The sequence below is a fragment of the Bradyrhizobium sp. ma5 genome, from assembly GCF_042258955.1.
Lineage (GTDB): Bacteria > Pseudomonadota > Alphaproteobacteria > Rhizobiales > Xanthobacteraceae > Bradyrhizobium.
The window spans coordinates 6,477,099-6,493,694 of record NZ_CP170156.1; the positions used below are offsets into that span (position 1 = coordinate 6,477,099).

The following is a 16,596-nucleotide window of genomic DNA, read 5'->3' on the forward strand; positions in this document are numbered from 1 at the left end:
CACCATCATTCGCCGCGACGCACGGTCGCGCAGGGAAGAACAAGGAGACGCCGATGCCGCTTCGCAACGATTTCGATCAGCTTGTTGACGTCAAGGGTGGCTTCATCAGCCGCGAGATCTTCGTGGACGCCGATATCTACCGGCAGGAGCTCGACAAGGTCTTCACCCGCGCCTGGCTTTTGGTCGGCCACGAAAGCCTCGTGCCCAATCCCGGCGACTTCTACACCTCGCGGATGGGCGAGGAATCCGTCATCCTCTGCCGCGACAAGAAAAGCGAGATTCACGTCTTCCTGAATTCGTGCCGGCACCGCGGCATGAAGGTGTGCCGCTACGAGCAGGGCAACACCTCGCTGTTCACCTGCCCGTATCACAGCTGGACCTACACCACCGACGGCAAGCTACAGGGCGTTCCGCTGCACCGGACGCTCTATGACGGCGTGCTCGACCGCGAGGCCAACTCGCTGGTCTCGGTGGCGAAGCTCTGCAACTACAAGGGCTCGATCTGGGCGACCTGGGACAAGGATGCGCCTGACTTCATCACCTATCTCGGCGATGCCAAGATCCATCTCGACCAGGCGCTCGACTGCCGCGACGGCCGCGAGGGCGGCTCCGAGGTGATCGGCGTCCACAAATGGGTATTCCCCGCCAATTGGAAATTCGCCGCCGAGAATTTCCTCGGCGACACCTATCACAATCCGAGCCACCGCTCGGTCGATCTGATCGGCATCGGACCGAGCGCTGCGGCCGGCAAGAAGGGCCGCCGCGACGACGAACTGGAGAAAGCACAACACGTCTGGATCAGCTTTCCGGGAGGCCACGGCGTGCACAGCGCGATCCAGCCGGAAGCCAACGAATACACCGAGTCCTTCCTCGACAATCCGATCCTCGAACAATACTTCCGGCACTGTTTCGAGGAGCGCAAGCGGCGGCTCGGCGAAGGCGCGCGGCTGCTGCCCTTCGTCGGCACGATTTTCCCCAACACCTCCTATCACGGACGCCAGCCGCGCGGACTTTGCGCCTGGCATCCGCACAGCCCGACCTCGACCGAAGGCTGGCGCTTCTTCCTGGTCGACAAGGACGCGCCACAGGAAGCCAAGGACTATCTGCGCCACTACTACATGCGTTACTCCGGCCCGGCCGGCATGACCGAGCAGGACGACATGGAGAACTGGCTCTATGCGACCGCGGCGAGCACCGGCACGGTCGCGCGGCGCTATCCCTTCAACTATCAGCAGTCGATGGGCGCCTATGTGAGCGATCATCCGCTCGGCGGCGATGTTTCCACGCAAGTCACCGAGCAGATCGCGCGCGGCTTCTACCGCCGCTGGTCCAGCTACATGCAGGGCGGCGGCTGGCACGAGCTGCTCGGATCCCCCGCAGGCAACCGGGAGGCCGCAGAATGACCGCGCCCCGAAAAACCGTCCTGGTCAGCGGCGGCACCTTCGGCATCGGTCGCGCGATCACGCTCGGCCTCGCGCGCCGCGGCCACGCGGTGGTGGCGTTCGGCCTCGAGGCGCCGCAGGTCTCGAGCACCGCACAGAACGCCATTCCGGCCCTGCGCGAAGAGCTCGATCGCGAAGGCTTGTCTGCCGAATTGATGGAAGCCGATGTGTCGCAATCGGGCGATGTCGGCAGAGTGGTCGCACAGGCCATGGCGCGGTACGGCCGCATCGACGGCGTCGTCAACAACGCCGCGATCGGCCCGCTCGGCACCGTGCTCGATACCGACGAGGCGCTGTTCGATCGCATTATCGCCGTCAATCTGAAAGGACCGTACCTGACCAGCCGCGCGGCGATCCCCCACATGATCGCGCAGGGCGGCGGCTCGATCGTCAACATCGGATCCGGCGCCGGCTGGGGCAAGCCGAACATGGCAGTCTACAGCGCGAGCAAGGGCGGCGTCGTCGCGTTGAGCGCCGCGATGGCCTACGACTTTTTCCACCAGCGCATCCGCGTCAACACCGTGATCCCTGGTGGTGGCGGCATCGTCAGCGGCATGAGCCTAGGCCGGGTCGGCGGCGATGCGGCGCGCTTTGGCAAGGGCGTGCCTGGCACCGCCGCGGGCCGGGTCGCCGCCGGCGACGACATCGCCAATGTCGTGGCCTTCCTGCTGTCGCCGGAAGCGGAAACGCTGTCCGGCACCGTGATCGACGTCGGCTGCTTCGCGCAACAAGGCGGGCCGATTCCGCCCGCCCCGGCAACCCGACAACCCCGCGATCCCCGATGAGGAGATGCCGATGACGACGACTGTTCAGGATCACGACAAGCAAGCGCTGGCTGACGGTGCCACGATCGAACGATCGGCGGTCTATTATCGGCTGAAGGCAGATGTCGAGGATTTCTACTACCACGAGGCCGACCTGCTCGATGACCGGCGTTTCCGCGACTGGCTCGCGCTGCTCGCCGAGGATGTCAGCTACTTCATGCCGATCCGCCGCAATGTGAAGTTCGGCCAGCAGGCCGCACGCGAGAACACCAAACGCGGTGAAGGCATCAGCTGGTTCGACGAGGACAAGTGGACGTTGACCAAACGGGTCGAACAGATCCTGACCGGCGTGCACTACGCCGAGGAGCCGCTGTCGCGGATCACGCACATGGTCAGCAACGTGCAGATCAAGGGCGCGCGGCCGGATATCGCCGCGGCGCGGGAGCTCGATGTCACGAGCCGCTTTCTCGTCTACCAGAACCGCGTCGAGTACGAGACCTACATCTTCGTCGGCCGCCGCAACGACACGCTGCGCCTGACAGACAATTGCTGGAAGGTCGCGAGGCGCGAGATATTGCTTGAACAGAATATCCTGCTGGCCAAAAATCTCACCACGTTCTTCTGAGCAAGGTGTGGTGCGATGATTGACGTGACGGCGATCAAGGTCGGGACGCGGCTGAAACTGGAGGCCGATATCGTCGCCGAGGTGGTGGAGAACATGGACGACGGCCAATGGCTGCAGGTGCGCTATCTGGAGTCCCCTGCCCGTCCTGGCGATGTCGGCACGGTGGAGCTTTGCCATGCCCAGGATGTCGTCGAGGTTCTCAGCGACTAGTTCCAGCCAACGGACCATCGATCATGCTGCGATTTGAATACATGCCGAGCGATTTCCATCCGCTGTTCCTGTTCCTCGGCGAGGCTGCCGATCTTGCCGCGCTGGCAAGTCTGTTGCGGCGCTTTGCAGAGAATCCGCAAGCCGCTGCCGTGGCGGAGCACATTCCCGGCGCCGTCTCGCGCAACGAATTGGTGCTCTTGCCCGCCGACGAGCAATTCGGCATGCGCGATCTCGGCGGCCGGTTTGCCTGGAAGCTGACCGATTGGCAGGCCGAGCGGATTGCCGAGCGCATCGAGCTCTTGACGCCTGAGGATAACAAGTCCGGCTCGGAGCTGGTCGAGATCGGCAGCGAGGGTGAGATCCCGGTCAAGATCTCGCGTGGCGAGTTCACCGATGACTTCCTTGTCACGCGCAGATAGCGGCGGATGGATCGCGTGAACGCAAACCGCAGGCCAAAAGTCCTGATTGCCGGCGCCGGGATCGGCGGCCTCGTCGCGGGGCTGGCGCTGCTGCAGCGGGGGATCGAGGTTGAAATCTTCGAACAGGCATCGGAGCTGCGCGAGCTCGGCGCCGGCGTCCAGCTCAGCGCCAACGGCACAGCCGTCCTCATTGCGCTCGGCCTCGAGCAACACATGCAGGCGATCGCCTGCGAGCCCACGGGCAAGGAGATCCGGCTGTTCAGCACCGGGCGGACCTGGAAGCTGTTCGACCTCGGCGCCTCCTCGCGGGCGTTCTATGGCGCGCCCTACTGGATGGTGCATCGCGGCGACTTTCACCGCGTGCTGGTCGACGCATTCAATGTGCGGGCACCGGGACGTCTGCATCTCAACAGCCGCTGCGCCGGCTTTGACGAGGACGGTGACGGCATCTGGCTGCATCTCGCCAATGGCGAGCGGCGCCGCGGCGACGTCGTGATCGGCGCCGACGGCGTGCACTCCGAAATTCGCCGGCAGATTGGCGGCGACACCAAACCATTCTTCGCGGGTGTGGCCGCCTGGCGCGGCCTGGTCCCGATGCAACGGCTACCGACGAGCCTCAGGCGCGACGTCGGCACCAACTGGGTCGGCCCCGGCGGCCATGTCATCACCTATCCGGTGCGCCGCGGCGAGCTGTTGAACTTCGTCGGCATCTTCGAGGGCGAAAGCTGGTCGGTCGAGTCGTGGACCGAACGTGGCACGCGCGAGGCCTGCGCCAATGCCTTTGCCGGCTGGCATCCGGACATCCATACCATCATCGACAACCTCAATATTCCCTACAAATGGGCATTGCTTGGCCGCGACCCGCTCGGTCGCTTCGCCGTCGGGCGGGCCTGCGTGCTCGGCGACGCCGCGCATCCGACGCTGCCGTTCCTGGCCCAGGGTGCCAACATGGCGATCGAGGACGGCATGGTGCTGGCTCGCTGCCTCGAATGCTTCCCGCCCGAAGAGGCGTTGCAGCGCTATCAGGCCGCGCGGCTGACGCGGACGAACATGATCGTGACGAAGTCCGCCGAGAATGCCAGGCGCTTCCACAATCCGGCGCTCGCCGATGCCGCAGGCGCCGACGCCTATGTCTCGCGCGAATGGCAACCGGACCGGGTGCGCGAGCGCTATGATTGGCTGTTCACCTACGACGCCTTGAGCGTGCCGGTGTGAGGCAGGCGTCCGACCAGCCTCGTGCGCGCGCGTCAGTGGGCGTGATGGCGGCGATGCGCCCGGCGCTTCGGAGGCGGCGGCGGCGCAAAGAAGGGATTCACCGAGCACATCGCGGCCCGGCCCGACGCGCTCGCTTGGCATTGCGGAATCGAGGTGAAGCTGCAGTCGATATAGTTGCCGCCACCGAATCGGCCGCCATAGACGTGCATGCACACCGGATAGTTCGGATCATAGGCCTGCCCGGCGGCAGGTCCTGCCAGGGCGACCGCAAATGCGGCGATCGCGAACAGTTTCAGGCGCATCGGTCTCTCCTTGTCGTTCGAAGGCTTCCCCGCAACAGCCGGAGCTGGTCAACTGCGCTGGCGACGCGACGGCGCCCTAGTCGGCGGGCTGGCGCTGTCGTTGCCGCCGCTCCCTGGTCGGCTTTTTTGGGCCTTTGTAGTAGGGATTGACCGAGCATGTCGCCGATCGTCCCGACGCCGTCGCCTTGCATTGCGGAAGCGACGTGAAGCTGCAATCGATGTACTCGGGCGTCAGCCTGCCGCCATAGACTTCCAGGCAAACCGGATAATTCGGATCGTACATTTGCGCGGCGGAGGGCGAGGCGATGCCAACGCCGATGGCGGCGATGATGGCGAATTTCAAGCGCATCGAATTCTCCTCGAGCTTGCTCCGCAACGCCGGGCGCGCGGCTATCGCTGTTCGCCGGCCGGCTTGCCGTCGTCCTCACCGAGACAACGGATCATGAAGGCCGTGGTGTCCCGCGGCAGAACCTGCGCGGCCCGCGCCTTGAGGCGGCATTCGAGCTGCGCGATCTGGCGCGCCCGTTGCCGTTCCGACGGCAGCGTCGATTGCCGCAGCCGGCGCAAGGTCATCGGCGAGCCGTCCGACTCGAAGCTCAGCTCGTACCGCTTGCCGTTCTGGTCGGTGGCGGCGCAGGTGATGGTCGACACCTGCCGCGTGATGAAGCTTCCGACCTGACGGCAGGAGCCTGTCGACATCTCGACCAGCGGCACCGGCAAGCCATCGACACGCGGACGGTCGCTCGACTTCAGCAACATGCGGTCGACCGCGAGCTCGAACAGATTGTCCTGGGTGCGCTCGGTGCTCTCGCCGGAGAACGAGACGATATGGCTCTTGTCGGCGGGATCGTCGAGCACCACGGTGAACTCGGAACGGCCGCGCAGGGTGTGGAAGTAGGCCACCGCCTTGCAGGTATAGCTGCGGCCGGCGACGCTGACATTGCGGCAGGTGCCCGACATCAACGCATACAGGTCGACGTCGTAGACCGGGCCGGCGGCCACGGCGAGCGCGGGCCAGCACACGATAGCAATCGCAATCAATTGAGCGAAACGGGAGATCATGCTGAAACGATCGAGAACACGGTCAATGGAGAGGTCCATGGCGCAAGGTCGCCGATTTCCACGGACTGTGCAACGATGAAGCGGGCCGAAATGTGGACGCTCCGCAATCGACCGGGGAATGCAGGCGAGCCGTGCTGAAAGGCCGCGCCGCTGGCGCCGTGCCTCAGATCTGCGGGCCGGACAGCGTGACCTCGCGCTCGGCGCGGAAGACGTTGCTGTAGAGGTTCGCGATCCACTGACGGCCGCTTGCCGTCATGTTCAGGCAGTTGATGGCGCCCTGAATGTGCGGCGCAACCATATTCCAGTAGAATTGCGGATAGCGGTCGACGATATCGGCCGGCGATTCATAGCCGAGCTGGCGGTTGATGCCGACCTCCTCGAACTCGTGATAGAGCGCGTTGGCTTTCCTGATGTAGTTGGGATCGCCGAGCTGACCGATGAAATCAGCGGCCCGGACGATCGCCGCCTCGTCGTCATATTGCTGGCCTTCCGGCGCCGGAAACCGCGTGCCCTCGATGTTGCGTGCGACGCGCTCGCGATCGAGCGGAAGCACCGCCTCGAGCCTGTCGAGCACATAGAGCTTCGAGCGATCGACGTGATACGGCATCAGGCCGGCATCCGACGAGCCGCGCGGCAGCACCACCTTGTTGCCGGAGGCATCGATGACATATCCATCCGGTCCATCGCCCTTCAGCAGGCCGCGCACATAGCCGATGTCGTGCGTCAGGCACGCGATGATCGTGTGAGTATAATCCTCCGCGGTGACATGGGTGTGCAGCGCGCGACCGCGGATGATGTCATGCCCGGCCAGCGTGACCAGCATCGTGTGCTCGACATTGTGGTAGAGCGCATCGCTGTTGCCGATGCATTCAAGCGCAATGCGGGCTGCGGCCGGCAGGAGTTCGCCAAAGCGGGCCTGCGAAGCCCCGAAGGTGCGGCTGACATGCGTGGCGAGAAACTTCTCCAAAGCGCCTGCCGCCAACTCAGGTAACGTCATCATCGATGCAGCCCCCGACAGCGCAACGTTCCTCACTCGCCCCCGATCTCACGTCGTAGTTGGGGAGAACTATAGCGTATCTGCGGGCGTGCGGCTACGCGCCGGCGAGCGCGTGATTCGGTCCGCCGTACTTTTCCGGTCTTGCCGGCTGTGACACCAAAGTCGCTGATAATGGCATGAACCGTGCATGATTCGGTTCAGACCGGGTTAATCCTACGGATAAAGACCATCATGCTCGTTACGCTCGTCGCCATCCTTTGCAATGCTCAGCTCTGCATGGAAAAGGTCGTCACCAACAGCGACCAATCCGGCATCACCATGGGCGCCTGCGCCGTGAACGCCCAAATCGGCATCGCCGACTGGCTCGCCAAGGGGCCGTATCACGATTGGCGCTTGCAGAGCTATAAGTGCATCATGGGCAAGTACGTCCCCAAGAACGAAGTGTGATGTGTGCTCACAGCCCCGGAAGGGGCTGACCACTTCGCGCGCCCAACTGGAACAGCCTGCGAAAGCCGCGTGACGCAGGCGCGTGCACCTCAAGTCAAAGTCCATTTTATGGGCTATCACTGTCGTTCACGATGGTGAGACGTGAGGTCGCCCAGGAATGGCCCGAGAATGCCTGCAACGCCGCTGATCGCCTACGCGCATGTCGGCAAGAGTTTTGACAATGGTCGCGTGGTGGCGGTCGACGACGTCTCGCTTGACGTCGCCGAGGGTGAATTCCTGGCTGTTGTCGGCGGCTCGGGCTCCGGCAAGACGACGCTGCTTAGGCTCGCCAACCGCCTGATCGAGGCCGACCGCGGCCGGATCGCCGTCGAGGGCGAAGACGTCAGCCGCATCGACCCGATCCTGCTGCGGCGCCGTATCGGCTATGTCTTCCAGAGTGGCGGACTGTTTCCGCATCTCACCGTCGCCGACAATGTCGGCATCACGCCAAAACTGCTCGGCTGGCCGCAGGCCGAGATCTCGGCACGGGTCGACGAGCTGCTCGACCTCGTGCGGCTCGACCGCGCCCAACATCGCGACCGCCTGCCGCACGAACTCTCCGGCGGTCAGCGCCAACGCGTCGGCGTCGCGCGTGCGCTGGCTGCGAAGCCGCGCATCGTGCTGATGGACGAGCCGTTCGGCGCGCTCGATCCGCTGACCCGCGACGCGCTCGGCGACGATTATCGCACACTGCACCGCGAGCTTGGACTGACCACAGTCATGATCACCCACGACATGACCGAAGCACTGCTGCTGGCCGACCGTATCGCGGTGATGCGCGGCGGCAAGCTGCTCGCTTTGGGCACGCCGGCGGAGCTCGCGGCCAACACCGATGCCTATGTCGGCGAACTCTTGCGGACGCCGCGGCGACAGGCGGAACGGCTGGGCGCATTGCTGCCGCGGGACGGCACGGCATGAGCGATCCACGCTGGAGCGAGGCGCTTGCGCATCTGCCCGACTATCTCGGCAACCATGTCCGGGTCAGCGTCGCCGCGCTGGCGCTCGGACTTCTGATCAGCCTGCCGCTTGCGCTCATCGCGCGCAACCAGCCGGTGCTGCGCGGCACGCTGCTCGGGCTTGCCAGCATCGTGCAGACGGTGCCCGGTCTTGCGCTGCTCGCGCTGTTCTATCCGTTGTTGCTGGCGCTCACGGCTCTGACCGCGACGTGGCTCGGCTTCAGCTTCTCCGCCTTCGGCTTCCTGCCGGCGGTGCTGGCGCTCGCGCTCTATTCGATGCTGCCAGTCTTACGCAACACCATCACCGGCCTCTCCGGCGTCGATCCGGCGGTGCTGGAGGCAGCCCAGGGCGTCGGCATGACGCCGCGGCAATCACTCACCATGGTCGAGCTGCCGCTCGCGCTGCCGGTGATGATGGCGGGCATCCGCACCGCCGCGGTGTGGGTGATCGGCACCGCGACGCTGTCGACGCCGATCGGCCAGACCAGCCTCGGCAACTACATCTTCGCGGGGCTGCAGACCCAGAACTGGGTGTTCGTGCTGTTCGGCTGTTTCGCCGCCGCCGTGCTCGCGCTCGTCGTCGACCAATTGCTGGCGCTGATCGAGAATGGCCTGCGCAATCGCAGCCGCGTCCGGACCGCACTCGGCGGGCTCGGCATAGCCGCCCTGATCGCGGCGACGCTGGTGCCAGCGATCGCACGGCAGCAGGCGCGCTACGTCGTCGGCGCCAAGACGTTCACCGAGCAATACGTGCTGTCGGCGCTGATGGCGCAGCGGCTACAAGCGGCCGGACTGCCGACGACGACCCGCGCCGGCCTCGGCTCCAATGTGATCTTCGATGCGCTCGCGGCCGGCGATATCGACGTCTATGTCGACTATTCCGGGACACTGTGGGCCAACCAGTTCCACCACACCGACATCAGGCCCCGTGCCGAGCTGCTGGGCGAACTGAAGACGACGCTGGCGAAGCAGGACATCACGCTGTTCGGCGAGCTCGGCTTCGAGAACGCCTATGCACTGGTGATGCCGAAGAAGCGCGCCGAGGAGCTCGGCATCCATTCGATCGCCGACCTGGCGTCGCACGCTGCGACGATGTCGATCGCCGGCGACTATGAAATCTTCTCGCGGCCGGAATGGGCCGGCATCCAGAAGGCGTATGGGCTGACGTTCCGCGCCCAGCGCCAGATGCAGCCGGATTTCATGTATGCGGCGGTTGCCTCCGGCGAGGTCGACGTCATCGCGGGCTACACCAGCGATGGGCTGATCGCAAAATACGACCTGGTTGCGCTCGCGGACGACAGGCACGCGATCCCGCCCTATGACGCGATCGTGCTGCTGTCGCCAAAGCGGCGCGACGACGAGGTCCTCAAGGCGGCGCTGCGTCCGCTGCTCGGCAAGATCGGCATCGCCGAGATGCGCGAGGCCAACCTGCGCGCATCGGGCAACGACGCATCATCATCGCCCGACGCCGTGGCGCGCTGGTTGTGGGAGAAGGTCGGGGGAAAATAACCTCTTGCCGTCATTGCGAGCGAAGCGAAGCAATCCACCTCTCCGCATGCGAGGAAAGATGGATTGCTTCGTCGCTACGCTCCTCGCAATGACGAAGTCTCAAAGTCCCTTGATGATCCCCGCATCGATCAACAGGCGATTGAAGCGGCGCGCTTCCGCGCCGTCCTTGCAGGAATAAAATGCGCCGTTGCAGCGAAGCATGATCGCCTTCTGCTCCTCGAACGACGGATCGAGCGGAATGCCCGCGGCTTCCTGGATCACCAGCGGCAGATAGGCGGCGTCGATCGTGTCCATCACCGTCGGGCTCTTCACCGGCTCGAAGTTGACGGCATCGATCGCGTAATAGGTCGCATAGTAGCGCGGATCGTAGTCCATCAGCTTCTTGCCGATGCCGGCCTCGTCGAGCCCGGGATCGAGCAGCTGCGGCGAGAACTCCGGCTGATGATCGCCGTAGCGCACGATCAGGAACGGCTGCGCCGGAAACTTCTTCTTCAATGCCGCGACAAAGCCGGCATAGTCGTTGGCGCTCATCGCCTGCCGGCGCAGATATTCGTCGACCGACGGCGTGTTACCCGGCCGCTTCCATGCCGGCAGCAACTCGGGACGGAATTTCGTCTCCCACGGGAAATGATTGGCGGCGAGATAGACGAAGGTGAACAGCGGCGTGCTGAGCGTCTTCTGCTCGGCCATCAGCTTCAGCGCCTTGTCGTAGAAGAAGCTGTCGGGCTCGACGTCCTTCGCGTGCAGATCATGCGCGTCGTAGAATTGCTGGATGCCGGTTGTGGTCTGGAAGCTGCGCGCGCTCATGAAGGCGCCGAACGCCGGATAGAGCGACAGCGTGTCGTAGCCGCAGCGGCGCAGCGCCAGCGGCAGGCCGCGCGCGACGCGGCCCGATGCGATGCGGGTGACGAAATAGGCGAACCGGCCGAACGAGCGCGAGGACAATCCCGCCAGCACATTGTACTCGGTGAACCAGCTCGGCCCGCCATTGCTCTCGGCGAGGAATTTGCGCTCGACACCGTCGTAGGATTTGAACTGGCCGCCATAGCCCGGCGGGACCTTGACGCCGGACGCAGCGCGGATGTCGAAGCTCGATTCATCATGGATCATGATGATGTTCGGCCGCCGCCCGGCGGGATGGCAGGCGTCGACCAGGGGCACCTTGAGCTGGTCGCTCGCACTCGGATCCGACTCCATGAAGCCATAGGCGACGAAGTCCGACACCGCAGTCACGCCGGAGCGCGCGAATTTCGACAGATAGCCGTCGTCGTAATAGCCGCGCCAGGCCTCATCCGGCCAGGCGAAGGCATAGCCCGAGAGCGCCGCGGTGCAGGCAAGGCAGGCCGCTGCGGCCGGCAGGCGGCGGATGCGGAACGGGTCGAGCCACCACAGCGCGTACATCAGCGGCAGCGTGACGAGGCCGGCGCCGATGATCGACCAGCGCAGGTTCGGAAAGATCGTGAGCAGAAACGACGCGGTGTCGCGATCGATCACCATCAGGTCGACGAAGTTCGCGGTCATCTGCACCACGTCGTGCTTGAACCGCGACAGCAGCACCAGCACCACGACCAGCGTCAGCGACAGCGCGCCCGACAGCGCCGGCCGGCGCAGCAGTGCGACGAACAGGAAGTTGAGGATTCCCCAGCTGAGCAGGAAGCAGAGCCGCGAGCCGAAATCGGTCTCGGTCCGCAGCATCAGGATCAGCGCGCCGAGATGCGGTGCGGCGACCGCCAGCAACCGCCAGATGCCGATCGCGGCGAGGCCACCGGCCAGCGCGGCAACGGAAGAGTTTTGCTGAGGCGCGGGCGCCATGGGTGGGACGCAATACAAACCCGGCGCAATGCCACGGCCTTGACTGGCAAAGGCCAGGAGGCACACCGCACAGCCGGAGTCTGCGCCGTGTCACAAAAACGTAATTGAATCGTCATGAACGCGCAATGAATTTGCCCGCCCAGAGCACGCCCGGCCGGCGCGGCGCGCCTCAGACCTTCGCAGCAGGCCTCGCGATGCCGGCAATGAAGAGGTCGACGATGTCAGCGGCCATCTGCTCGGCCTCAGCTTCGGCGACGCCCCAGCGCGGTAAATGGCCGTCGATATGCATCCGTGCAAAACCGTAGACGAGCGCGCGGCCGGCGATCTGGACCTGCTTCAGGTCGCGCGCCGCAAGCTGGCCGGCTGAAAAGGCCTCGGCCAGCGTCCGCTCGGTCAGGCCGATCAACTCCGCATTGTCACTGGAGACCCCAGCCGAGCGGTCGTGGTCGAAGAAGCGGCGGCTGGAGATGATCTCGAAATGGGTCGGGTTCTTCATCGCCCAGCGCAGATAGGCGATCCCAAGGCAGCGGAAGCGGCCCAGCGGATCGCCGGGCGATGCATCGGCCAGCGCCGCCACGATCTCGGCGCGGAAGCGGCGCTGCGCCTCCTCGGCCACCGCATTCATCAGGGCATCCCGGCTCGGGAAATGCCGGAACGGCGCGCCCGGCGAAACCCCGGCGCGGCGGGCGGCTTCGCGCACACTGACCGCCTCCGGCCCGCCCTCGCCGACCAGTTGCATGGCGGCCTCGATCAGGACCCGGCGGAGGTCGCCGTGGTGGTACGGCTTGGCCGCCGGCGCCCGGGCTGCGGCTGGACGCGGCTTGGCGGACCGGCGTCCGGTCGGCGGATTCTTGGCGGGCGGGGTCTTGGCGGGACGGCGCATGGCGCACCTCTAGCATCACCTGCTTGTGAATGTAAGCGATGATTACACAGATTGACCGCACGCCACCGAGAAATGTAACTGGTGATTACATCAACGATGGGAGGCAGGATATGGCGACACGTCGAAACTGGTTCGAGGGCTGGCGGCTGTTCGGCCTGCTCACACTGACCCTGATCGGGCTTTCGATCTGGATCGCCGCGATGCGGCAGTTCGAGGTCGAGGGCGTGCGGATGGTGATCCGCTTCACGGCGCGGACCTCGCTGCTATTCTTCTGCCTCGCCTTCTCCGCGGCGGCGCTGGCGCGGCTCCGGCCGAATGCCTGGACGCAGTGGCAGCGCCGCAACCGCCGCTATCTCGGCGTCACCTTCGCCGCCTCGCACGCCATCCACGCGGTCGCGATCACGGTGTTCGCAATGCTCGATCCGGCCGGCTTCGCCGCCGCCACATCTATCGTCTCCTATATCTTCGGCGGCATCGGCTATCTCGTGATCATTGCGCTGACCGCGACCTCGTTCGATCGCACCGCTGCGCTGCTGGGCCAGCGCGCCTGGCGCAGGCTGCATCTGATCGGCGGCTATTATCTGCTGCTGCAGTTCATGGTCTCGTTCGGCAAGCGGATTCCCGAGATGCCGCTCTACGCGCTGTTCCTGGTGCCGCTCGCCGCGGTGTTCGCGCTCAGGATGATCAGCATGGCCGCGCGGCCGGTGCCGCGTCAGGCCCAGGCGAGCTGAACTCAGGCCGCCTCACACCAGGTGAAACTTGCGGCCGAGCCGGCGATGCACCGACAGCACCGCGCGATCGACGTCGCTGATCAGGCTGTCGCCGAGCACGACGTTCGGGATCTCCCAGTTGCGCCCGACCTGCGCATCGGGCAGCGCCGAGACCGCCCGCACGCGGGCGGTCTCGCAGCCGGGCTGGGCGCGCAGCGCCTCCTCGGCAAGCTGGGTCAATTCGTCCTGGCTCTTTCCGTCAGTCATGACCCCGGTCCTGACTCCGGAAGATGGCTCACTGATGGCCGAGGTTTTCCAGTTCCTTGGCACGGACTTCCGTCATGCTGCGCATGCATTCGCCGGCATCGAGGCGGGCGATGGTGCCCTCGCCGAGGTCGTAATACAGGCAGTTCGCGTCGCGGTACTGGATCCATAACCGTTGCGCGGTGCGCAGCTGGTCGCGCTGCTTGTCGCCGGCGGCAACCTTCAGCGCCTGCTGATAGGCGACGTTCATCCGCTTGTCCCATTGCGCGGTCTTGGCCTTGAGGCACTCGACCATCTGGTAGGTATTGCCGTCGCAGGACGGCTCGGGATCGCCCTGATCGCCGGCCCATGCCGACGAGGTGGCGATGATGAAAGCGGCCGCAACCAAGCGCCCGAGCCTGCACAGGCCTGTCGTGAGAGCCGATTTCATGCCGCCTTCCCTTTCCGATGGATGCCGTAGCTGGGCCATACGTTAGTGCGGCCGTAGCACATCCCGTTCATATCAATCGCCTGCGGCTGGCCTTCCCGATCCGTGCAGGATATTTCATGGACATGGAGGGACCATGCGGCGGACGGTGACGCCTGCAATCGTTTTGGCCGTGCTCGGCCTGCTCGTCGGCGGGCTGTTTCGCTACGTCTTCGACCAATCCGACGAGGCCTCGGTTGCGAACTATACGCGCAGCGCGCTCGAAGGCGCCGTCATCACCCTGATCGTCTGGGCCACGCATCTCTATCTGGCCGCGCGTGGCGGCTGGCTGCGGCGGCGGCCGCTCATCGTCGAGCTGATTGCCCGCTCCGTGATCCTCGCCGTTATCGTTGCGGTCGCTGCGATTGTGCTCGAGATCCTGCTGTACGGGCATGGGCTCGAGGCGAAGTGGATTCGCGAGACCTTCTTCAAGATCATCGGGGTCGGCCTGCTGCTCTCGATCCCGATCACGACGATCTACGAACTGGTCCGGATGATCGGCGGGCATACGCTGCTCAACATCGTGCTCGGACGCTATCGCCGACCGGTGCGCGAGGAACGCGTGCTGCTGTTCCTCGATCTGGTCGGCTCGACGACGCTGGCGGAGGCGATGGGCGAGCTGCGTGTGCAGGAGCTCTTGACGCGCTTCTTCTTCGACATCGATGAGCCGATCGTGGCGCATGGCGGCGAGGTTCATGCCTATGTCGGCGACGAGGTCATCGTGACCTGGCCGGCCGGCGCAGGCCAGCCGTCGCGGCGCTACCTCGACTGCGTATTCGCGATCGAGGACCGCCTCGCCAAGCGGGCCGACCATTATCGCAAGGAGTTCGGCGTGGTGCCGGCGTTTCGCGCCGGGATGCATGCCGGCCCTGTCGTGATCAGCGAATGCGGCGACTCGCGGCGGCAGATCGCCTATTTCGGCGATACCGTGAACGTCACGGCGCGGCTGCAGGCGCATTGCAAGGAGGCCGGCCGGCCGCTGCTGATCTCGGGCGAGCTGCGTCGCCTGCTGCCCCGGGACCCGGATTTTGTCATCGAGCCGCTCGGCTCAACGCAGTTGCGTGGGCGCGCCGCTTCGATCGAGCTATGTGCCGTCGCGCGGCGCGCATCGTCCTAAACAATCTCTTAAGGCGCACTGCCATGGTGGCGAAAGCACCAATTGCGTCCTGTCCGGTCGTAGCCCGTTAAGGATGCGATGCACCCGTATTTGCACCGGGTTCCACCTTAACGCGGGTGTAAGACGACGCCATGCATGGTGCACGGACAGGTGTCATTCAACAAAAACAAGGTCGCCCATCGATGGCGCAACAGGCGTCACAATCGATTATTGCCGAACTCGAGGATGCGGTCCGGGACGGGACATCCGCCAAGCGCGTGCAGACGCTGCGGCAGGTCACCGATCTGTTCCTGAACGACGGCGACCGCCTCAACGATGAACAGGTCAAGGTATTCGACGACGTGCTTTGCCTGCTCGTCGCGCGCGTCGAGACGCGGGCGCGGGCCGAGCTCAGCAAGCGGCTCGCGCCGCTGGACTATGCGCCGTTTGAGGTGATTCAGCACCTCGCCTGGGACGACGACATCGGCGTCGCCGGCGACGTGCTGACCCACTCCAGCCGCCTCTCGAACGACGCACTGCGCGAGATCGCCGCCAGTAAGGGCCAGGACCATCTGTTCGCGATCTCGGCGCGGGAGAACCTGCCGGCGTCCGTCACCGACGTGATCATCGACCGCGGCGAGGACAAGGTGATCCGGCGTCTCGCCAAGAATGCCGGCGCGCAATTCTCCGACAACGGCTATTCCTCGATCGTCGCCCGCGCCGAGGGCGACGACGAGCTGGTCGAGATCCTCGGGCTGCGCATCGATATTCCGGCCAAGCTGCTGCGCGACCTGTTGCAGCGCGCCAAGGAAACGGTGCGCGCCCGCCTGCTCGCGATCGCATCGCCCAGGGCCCGCGAGGAGATCAGCCAGGTGCTGAACGACATCGCGCAGGAAGAGGCCGCCGCCCCGCGCCGCAACTACGGCATCGCCGAAGAGCTGGTCAAGCTGATGAAGCAGCTGAACGAGCTCGACGATGCGGCGGTCTACAAATTCGCCGAGGACGGCAAGTTCGATGAGGTTACAGTCGCGCTCGCCGTGCTCAACGACATGCCGATCGCGATGATCGAGCGCCTGATGCTTGGCTTGCGCTCCGACCTGCTCCTGATCCCCTGCCGCTCGGCGCGGCTCAACTGGCCGACGGTCGAAACCATCCTGCGCAAGCGGCCGCTGCCGCATCAGATCGACCATGCGACGCTCGAGATCGCGCACCGCGATTACCGGCGGCTGTCGCTGGAAACCGCACAGCGCACCGTGCGGTTCTGGCAGCTGCACAACAGGATCGAGAAGCAGCCGATGGCGGCCGGTTAGCTGCCGCTGCTTTGTCGTGACAAAGAAAAAGGGTGGGCAACGCGCCCACCCTTTTTTAGTTTGATGCG

The 16,596-nt window shown here is 65.1% G+C and carries 20 protein-coding genes; 12 read left to right on the forward strand and 8 right to left on the reverse strand.

All coding sequences use genetic code 11. The features are described from left to right. The first annotated feature begins 53 nt into the window (after positions 1 to 53). Genes ACE103_RS30535 through ACE103_RS30560 form a run of 6 tightly spaced genes read left to right on the forward strand, consistent with a single transcriptional unit; the run spans position 54 to position 4,675 of the window. Positions 54 to 1,403 (forward strand): aromatic ring-hydroxylating dioxygenase subunit alpha, encoded by a 1,350-nt coding sequence (locus tag ACE103_RS30535; protein ID WP_375776074.1) that lies wholly within the window; start codon positions 54 to 56, stop codon positions 1,401 to 1,403. After that, positions 1,400 to 2,227 (forward strand): SDR family NAD(P)-dependent oxidoreductase, encoded by an 828-nt coding sequence (locus ACE103_RS30540; RefSeq protein ID WP_375776075.1) that lies wholly within the window; start codon positions 1,400 to 1,402, stop codon positions 2,225 to 2,227. The genes ACE103_RS30535 and ACE103_RS30540 overlap by 4 nt, the downstream gene beginning before the upstream one ends. Positions 2,228 to 2,237: 10 nt before the next feature. Further along, positions 2,238 to 2,831, forward strand: coding sequence for a 3-phenylpropionate/cinnamic acid dioxygenase subunit beta (locus ACE103_RS30545; protein ID WP_375776076.1), 594 nt, complete (start codon positions 2,238 to 2,240; stop codon positions 2,829 to 2,831). A 15-nt stretch (positions 2,832 to 2,846) separates the two neighbouring features. Then, complete coding sequence (locus tag ACE103_RS30550) at positions 2,847 to 3,041, forward strand: hypothetical protein (protein WP_375776077.1); 195 nt, start codon at positions 2,847 to 2,849, stop codon at positions 3,039 to 3,041. A 23-nt stretch (positions 3,042 to 3,064) separates the two neighbouring features. Next, positions 3,065 to 3,460 carry a hypothetical protein gene (locus tag ACE103_RS30555; protein ID WP_223975569.1) on the forward strand — a complete coding sequence of 132 codons (396 nt, stop codon included), beginning with the start codon at positions 3,065 to 3,067 and terminating at the stop codon, positions 3,458 to 3,460. A 15-nt stretch (positions 3,461 to 3,475) separates the two neighbouring features. Beyond that, positions 3,476 to 4,675, forward strand: coding sequence for an FAD-dependent monooxygenase (locus tag ACE103_RS30560; RefSeq protein WP_375776078.1), 1,200 nt, complete (start codon positions 3,476 to 3,478; stop codon positions 4,673 to 4,675). Between the two features lie 32 nt (positions 4,676 to 4,707). Here ACE103_RS30560 and ACE103_RS30565 read toward each other — a convergent pair whose 3' ends face one another. From ACE103_RS30565 to ACE103_RS30580, 4 genes are all read right to left on the reverse strand, one after another. Further along, entirely contained in the window at positions 4,708 to 4,977 is a 270-nt protein-coding gene (locus ACE103_RS30565; RefSeq protein WP_375776079.1) for a DUF3551 domain-containing protein, read from the reverse strand. A gap of 76 nt (positions 4,978 to 5,053) precedes the next feature. Beyond that, on the reverse strand, positions 5,054 to 5,326 hold the full coding sequence (locus ACE103_RS30570; RefSeq protein WP_375776080.1) for a DUF3551 domain-containing protein: 273 nt from the start codon (positions 5,324 to 5,326) through the stop codon (positions 5,054 to 5,056). Between the two features lie 41 nt (positions 5,327 to 5,367). After that, positions 5,368 to 6,078 carry a hypothetical protein gene (locus tag ACE103_RS30575; RefSeq protein WP_223975565.1) on the reverse strand — a complete coding sequence of 237 codons (711 nt, stop codon included), beginning with the start codon at positions 6,076 to 6,078 and terminating at the stop codon, positions 5,368 to 5,370. Positions 6,079 to 6,202: 124 nt separating this feature from the next. Further along, positions 6,203 to 7,039, reverse strand: coding sequence for a metal-dependent phosphohydrolase (locus ACE103_RS30580; protein ID WP_223975563.1), 837 nt, complete (start codon positions 7,037 to 7,039; stop codon positions 6,203 to 6,205). Between the two features lie 228 nt (positions 7,040 to 7,267). Here ACE103_RS30580 and ACE103_RS30585 point away from each other — a divergent pair, with 228 nt between their 5' ends. The 3 genes from ACE103_RS30585 (at position 7,268) to ACE103_RS30595 (ending at position 9,987) form a co-directional block, all read left to right on the forward strand. Continuing rightward, on the forward strand, positions 7,268 to 7,483 hold the full coding sequence (locus ACE103_RS30585) for a hypothetical protein (RefSeq protein WP_021077148.1): 216 nt from the start codon (positions 7,268 to 7,270) through the stop codon (positions 7,481 to 7,483). Between the two features lie 168 nt (positions 7,484 to 7,651). Then, complete coding sequence (locus tag ACE103_RS30590; protein ID WP_223975561.1) at positions 7,652 to 8,440, forward strand: ATP-binding cassette domain-containing protein; 789 nt, start codon at positions 7,652 to 7,654, stop codon at positions 8,438 to 8,440. Then, a complete protein-coding gene (locus tag ACE103_RS30595; RefSeq protein WP_375776081.1) occupies positions 8,437 to 9,987 on the forward strand; it encodes an ABC transporter permease/substrate-binding protein in 1,551 nt (516 codons plus the stop codon). The genes ACE103_RS30590 and ACE103_RS30595 overlap by 4 nt, the downstream gene beginning before the upstream one ends. A 99-nt stretch (positions 9,988 to 10,086) precedes the next feature. On the opposite strand, the gene ACE103_RS30600 is transcribed toward ACE103_RS30595, so the two are convergent. Together ACE103_RS30600 and ACE103_RS30605 are read right to left on the reverse strand one after the other, a co-directional pair. Then, complete coding sequence (locus ACE103_RS30600) at positions 10,087 to 11,799, reverse strand: sulfatase-like hydrolase/transferase (RefSeq protein WP_375776082.1); 1,713 nt, start codon at positions 11,797 to 11,799, stop codon at positions 10,087 to 10,089. A gap of 169 nt (positions 11,800 to 11,968) precedes the next feature. Next, positions 11,969 to 12,682 carry a TetR/AcrR family transcriptional regulator gene (locus tag ACE103_RS30605; RefSeq protein WP_375776083.1) on the reverse strand — a complete coding sequence of 238 codons (714 nt, stop codon included), beginning with the start codon at positions 12,680 to 12,682 and terminating at the stop codon, positions 11,969 to 11,971. Between the two features lie 110 nt (positions 12,683 to 12,792). Between ACE103_RS30605 and ACE103_RS30610 the strand changes: the two genes are divergently transcribed. Next, on the forward strand, positions 12,793 to 13,413 hold the full coding sequence (locus ACE103_RS30610; protein WP_375776084.1) for a hypothetical protein: 621 nt from the start codon (positions 12,793 to 12,795) through the stop codon (positions 13,411 to 13,413). A gap of 12 nt (positions 13,414 to 13,425) precedes the next feature. Here ACE103_RS30610 and ACE103_RS30615 read toward each other — a convergent pair whose 3' ends face one another. Further along, the gene (locus ACE103_RS30615; protein WP_375776085.1) at positions 13,426 to 13,659 is read right to left on the reverse strand and encodes a hypothetical protein; all 234 of its coding nucleotides are present in this window, start codon (positions 13,657 to 13,659) and stop codon (positions 13,426 to 13,428) included. 28 nt (positions 13,660 to 13,687) lie between these two features. Continuing rightward, positions 13,688 to 14,086: a lysozyme inhibitor LprI family protein gene (locus ACE103_RS30620; protein ID WP_375776086.1), complete on the reverse strand. Its 399-nt coding sequence runs from the start codon at positions 14,084 to 14,086 to the stop codon at positions 13,688 to 13,690. A gap of 133 nt (positions 14,087 to 14,219) precedes the next feature. Here ACE103_RS30620 and ACE103_RS30625 point away from each other — a divergent pair, with 133 nt between their 5' ends. Together ACE103_RS30625 and ACE103_RS30630 are read left to right on the forward strand one after the other, a co-directional pair. After that, complete coding sequence (locus tag ACE103_RS30625) at positions 14,220 to 15,239, forward strand: adenylate/guanylate cyclase domain-containing protein (RefSeq protein WP_375776087.1); 1,020 nt, start codon at positions 14,220 to 14,222, stop codon at positions 15,237 to 15,239. A gap of 182 nt (positions 15,240 to 15,421) precedes the next feature. Beyond that, positions 15,422 to 16,528, forward strand: a complete 1,107-nt coding sequence (locus tag ACE103_RS30630; RefSeq protein ID WP_375776088.1) for a DUF2336 domain-containing protein — start codon at positions 15,422 to 15,424, stop codon at positions 16,526 to 16,528. Positions 16,529 to 16,596 lie beyond the last annotated feature (68 nt).

Bases quoted from the DNA above. Each gene is read 5' to 3' on its own strand.
- ACE103_RS30615 (WP_375776085.1), bottom strand. From the start codon at position 13,659: ATGACTGACGGAAAGAGCCAGGACGAATTGACCCAGCTTGCCGAGGAG.
- ACE103_RS30630 (WP_375776088.1), top strand. From the start codon at position 15,422: ATGGCGCAACAGGCGTCACAATCGATTATTGCCGAACTCGAGGATGCG.
- ACE103_RS30565 (WP_375776079.1), bottom strand. From the start codon at position 4,977: ATGCGCCTGAAACTGTTCGCGATCGCCGCATTTGCGGTCGCCCTGGCA.
- ACE103_RS30545 (WP_375776076.1), top strand. From the start codon at position 2,238: ATGACGACGACTGTTCAGGATCACGACAAGCAAGCGCTGGCTGACGGT.
- ACE103_RS30605 (WP_375776083.1), bottom strand. From the start codon at position 12,682: ATGCGCCGTCCCGCCAAGACCCCGCCCGCCAAGAATCCGCCGACCGGA.
- ACE103_RS30555 (WP_223975569.1), top strand. From the start codon at position 3,065: ATGCTGCGATTTGAATACATGCCGAGCGATTTCCATCCGCTGTTCCTG.
- ACE103_RS30610 (WP_375776084.1), top strand. From the start codon at position 12,793: ATGGCGACACGTCGAAACTGGTTCGAGGGCTGGCGGCTGTTCGGCCTG.
- ACE103_RS30535 (WP_375776074.1), top strand. From the start codon at position 54: ATGCCGCTTCGCAACGATTTCGATCAGCTTGTTGACGTCAAGGGTGGC.
- ACE103_RS30625 (WP_375776087.1), top strand. From the start codon at position 14,220: ATGCGGCGGACGGTGACGCCTGCAATCGTTTTGGCCGTGCTCGGCCTG.
- ACE103_RS30575 (WP_223975565.1), bottom strand. From the start codon at position 6,078: ATGGACCTCTCCATTGACCGTGTTCTCGATCGTTTCAGCATGATCTCC.
- ACE103_RS30590 (WP_223975561.1), top strand. From the start codon at position 7,652: ATGCCTGCAACGCCGCTGATCGCCTACGCGCATGTCGGCAAGAGTTTT.
- ACE103_RS30550 (WP_375776077.1), top strand. From the start codon at position 2,847: ATGATTGACGTGACGGCGATCAAGGTCGGGACGCGGCTGAAACTGGAG.
- ACE103_RS30620 (WP_375776086.1), bottom strand. From the start codon at position 14,086: ATGAAATCGGCTCTCACGACAGGCCTGTGCAGGCTCGGGCGCTTGGTT.
- ACE103_RS30595 (WP_375776081.1), top strand. From the start codon at position 8,437: ATGAGCGATCCACGCTGGAGCGAGGCGCTTGCGCATCTGCCCGACTAT.
- ACE103_RS30585 (WP_021077148.1), top strand. From the start codon at position 7,268: ATGCTCGTTACGCTCGTCGCCATCCTTTGCAATGCTCAGCTCTGCATG.
- ACE103_RS30570 (WP_375776080.1), bottom strand. From the start codon at position 5,326: ATGCGCTTGAAATTCGCCATCATCGCCGCCATCGGCGTTGGCATCGCC.
- ACE103_RS30540 (WP_375776075.1), top strand. From the start codon at position 1,400: ATGACCGCGCCCCGAAAAACCGTCCTGGTCAGCGGCGGCACCTTCGGC.
- ACE103_RS30600 (WP_375776082.1), bottom strand. From the start codon at position 11,799: ATGGCGCCCGCGCCTCAGCAAAACTCTTCCGTTGCCGCGCTGGCCGGT.
- ACE103_RS30580 (WP_223975563.1), bottom strand. From the start codon at position 7,039: ATGATGACGTTACCTGAGTTGGCGGCAGGCGCTTTGGAGAAGTTTCTC.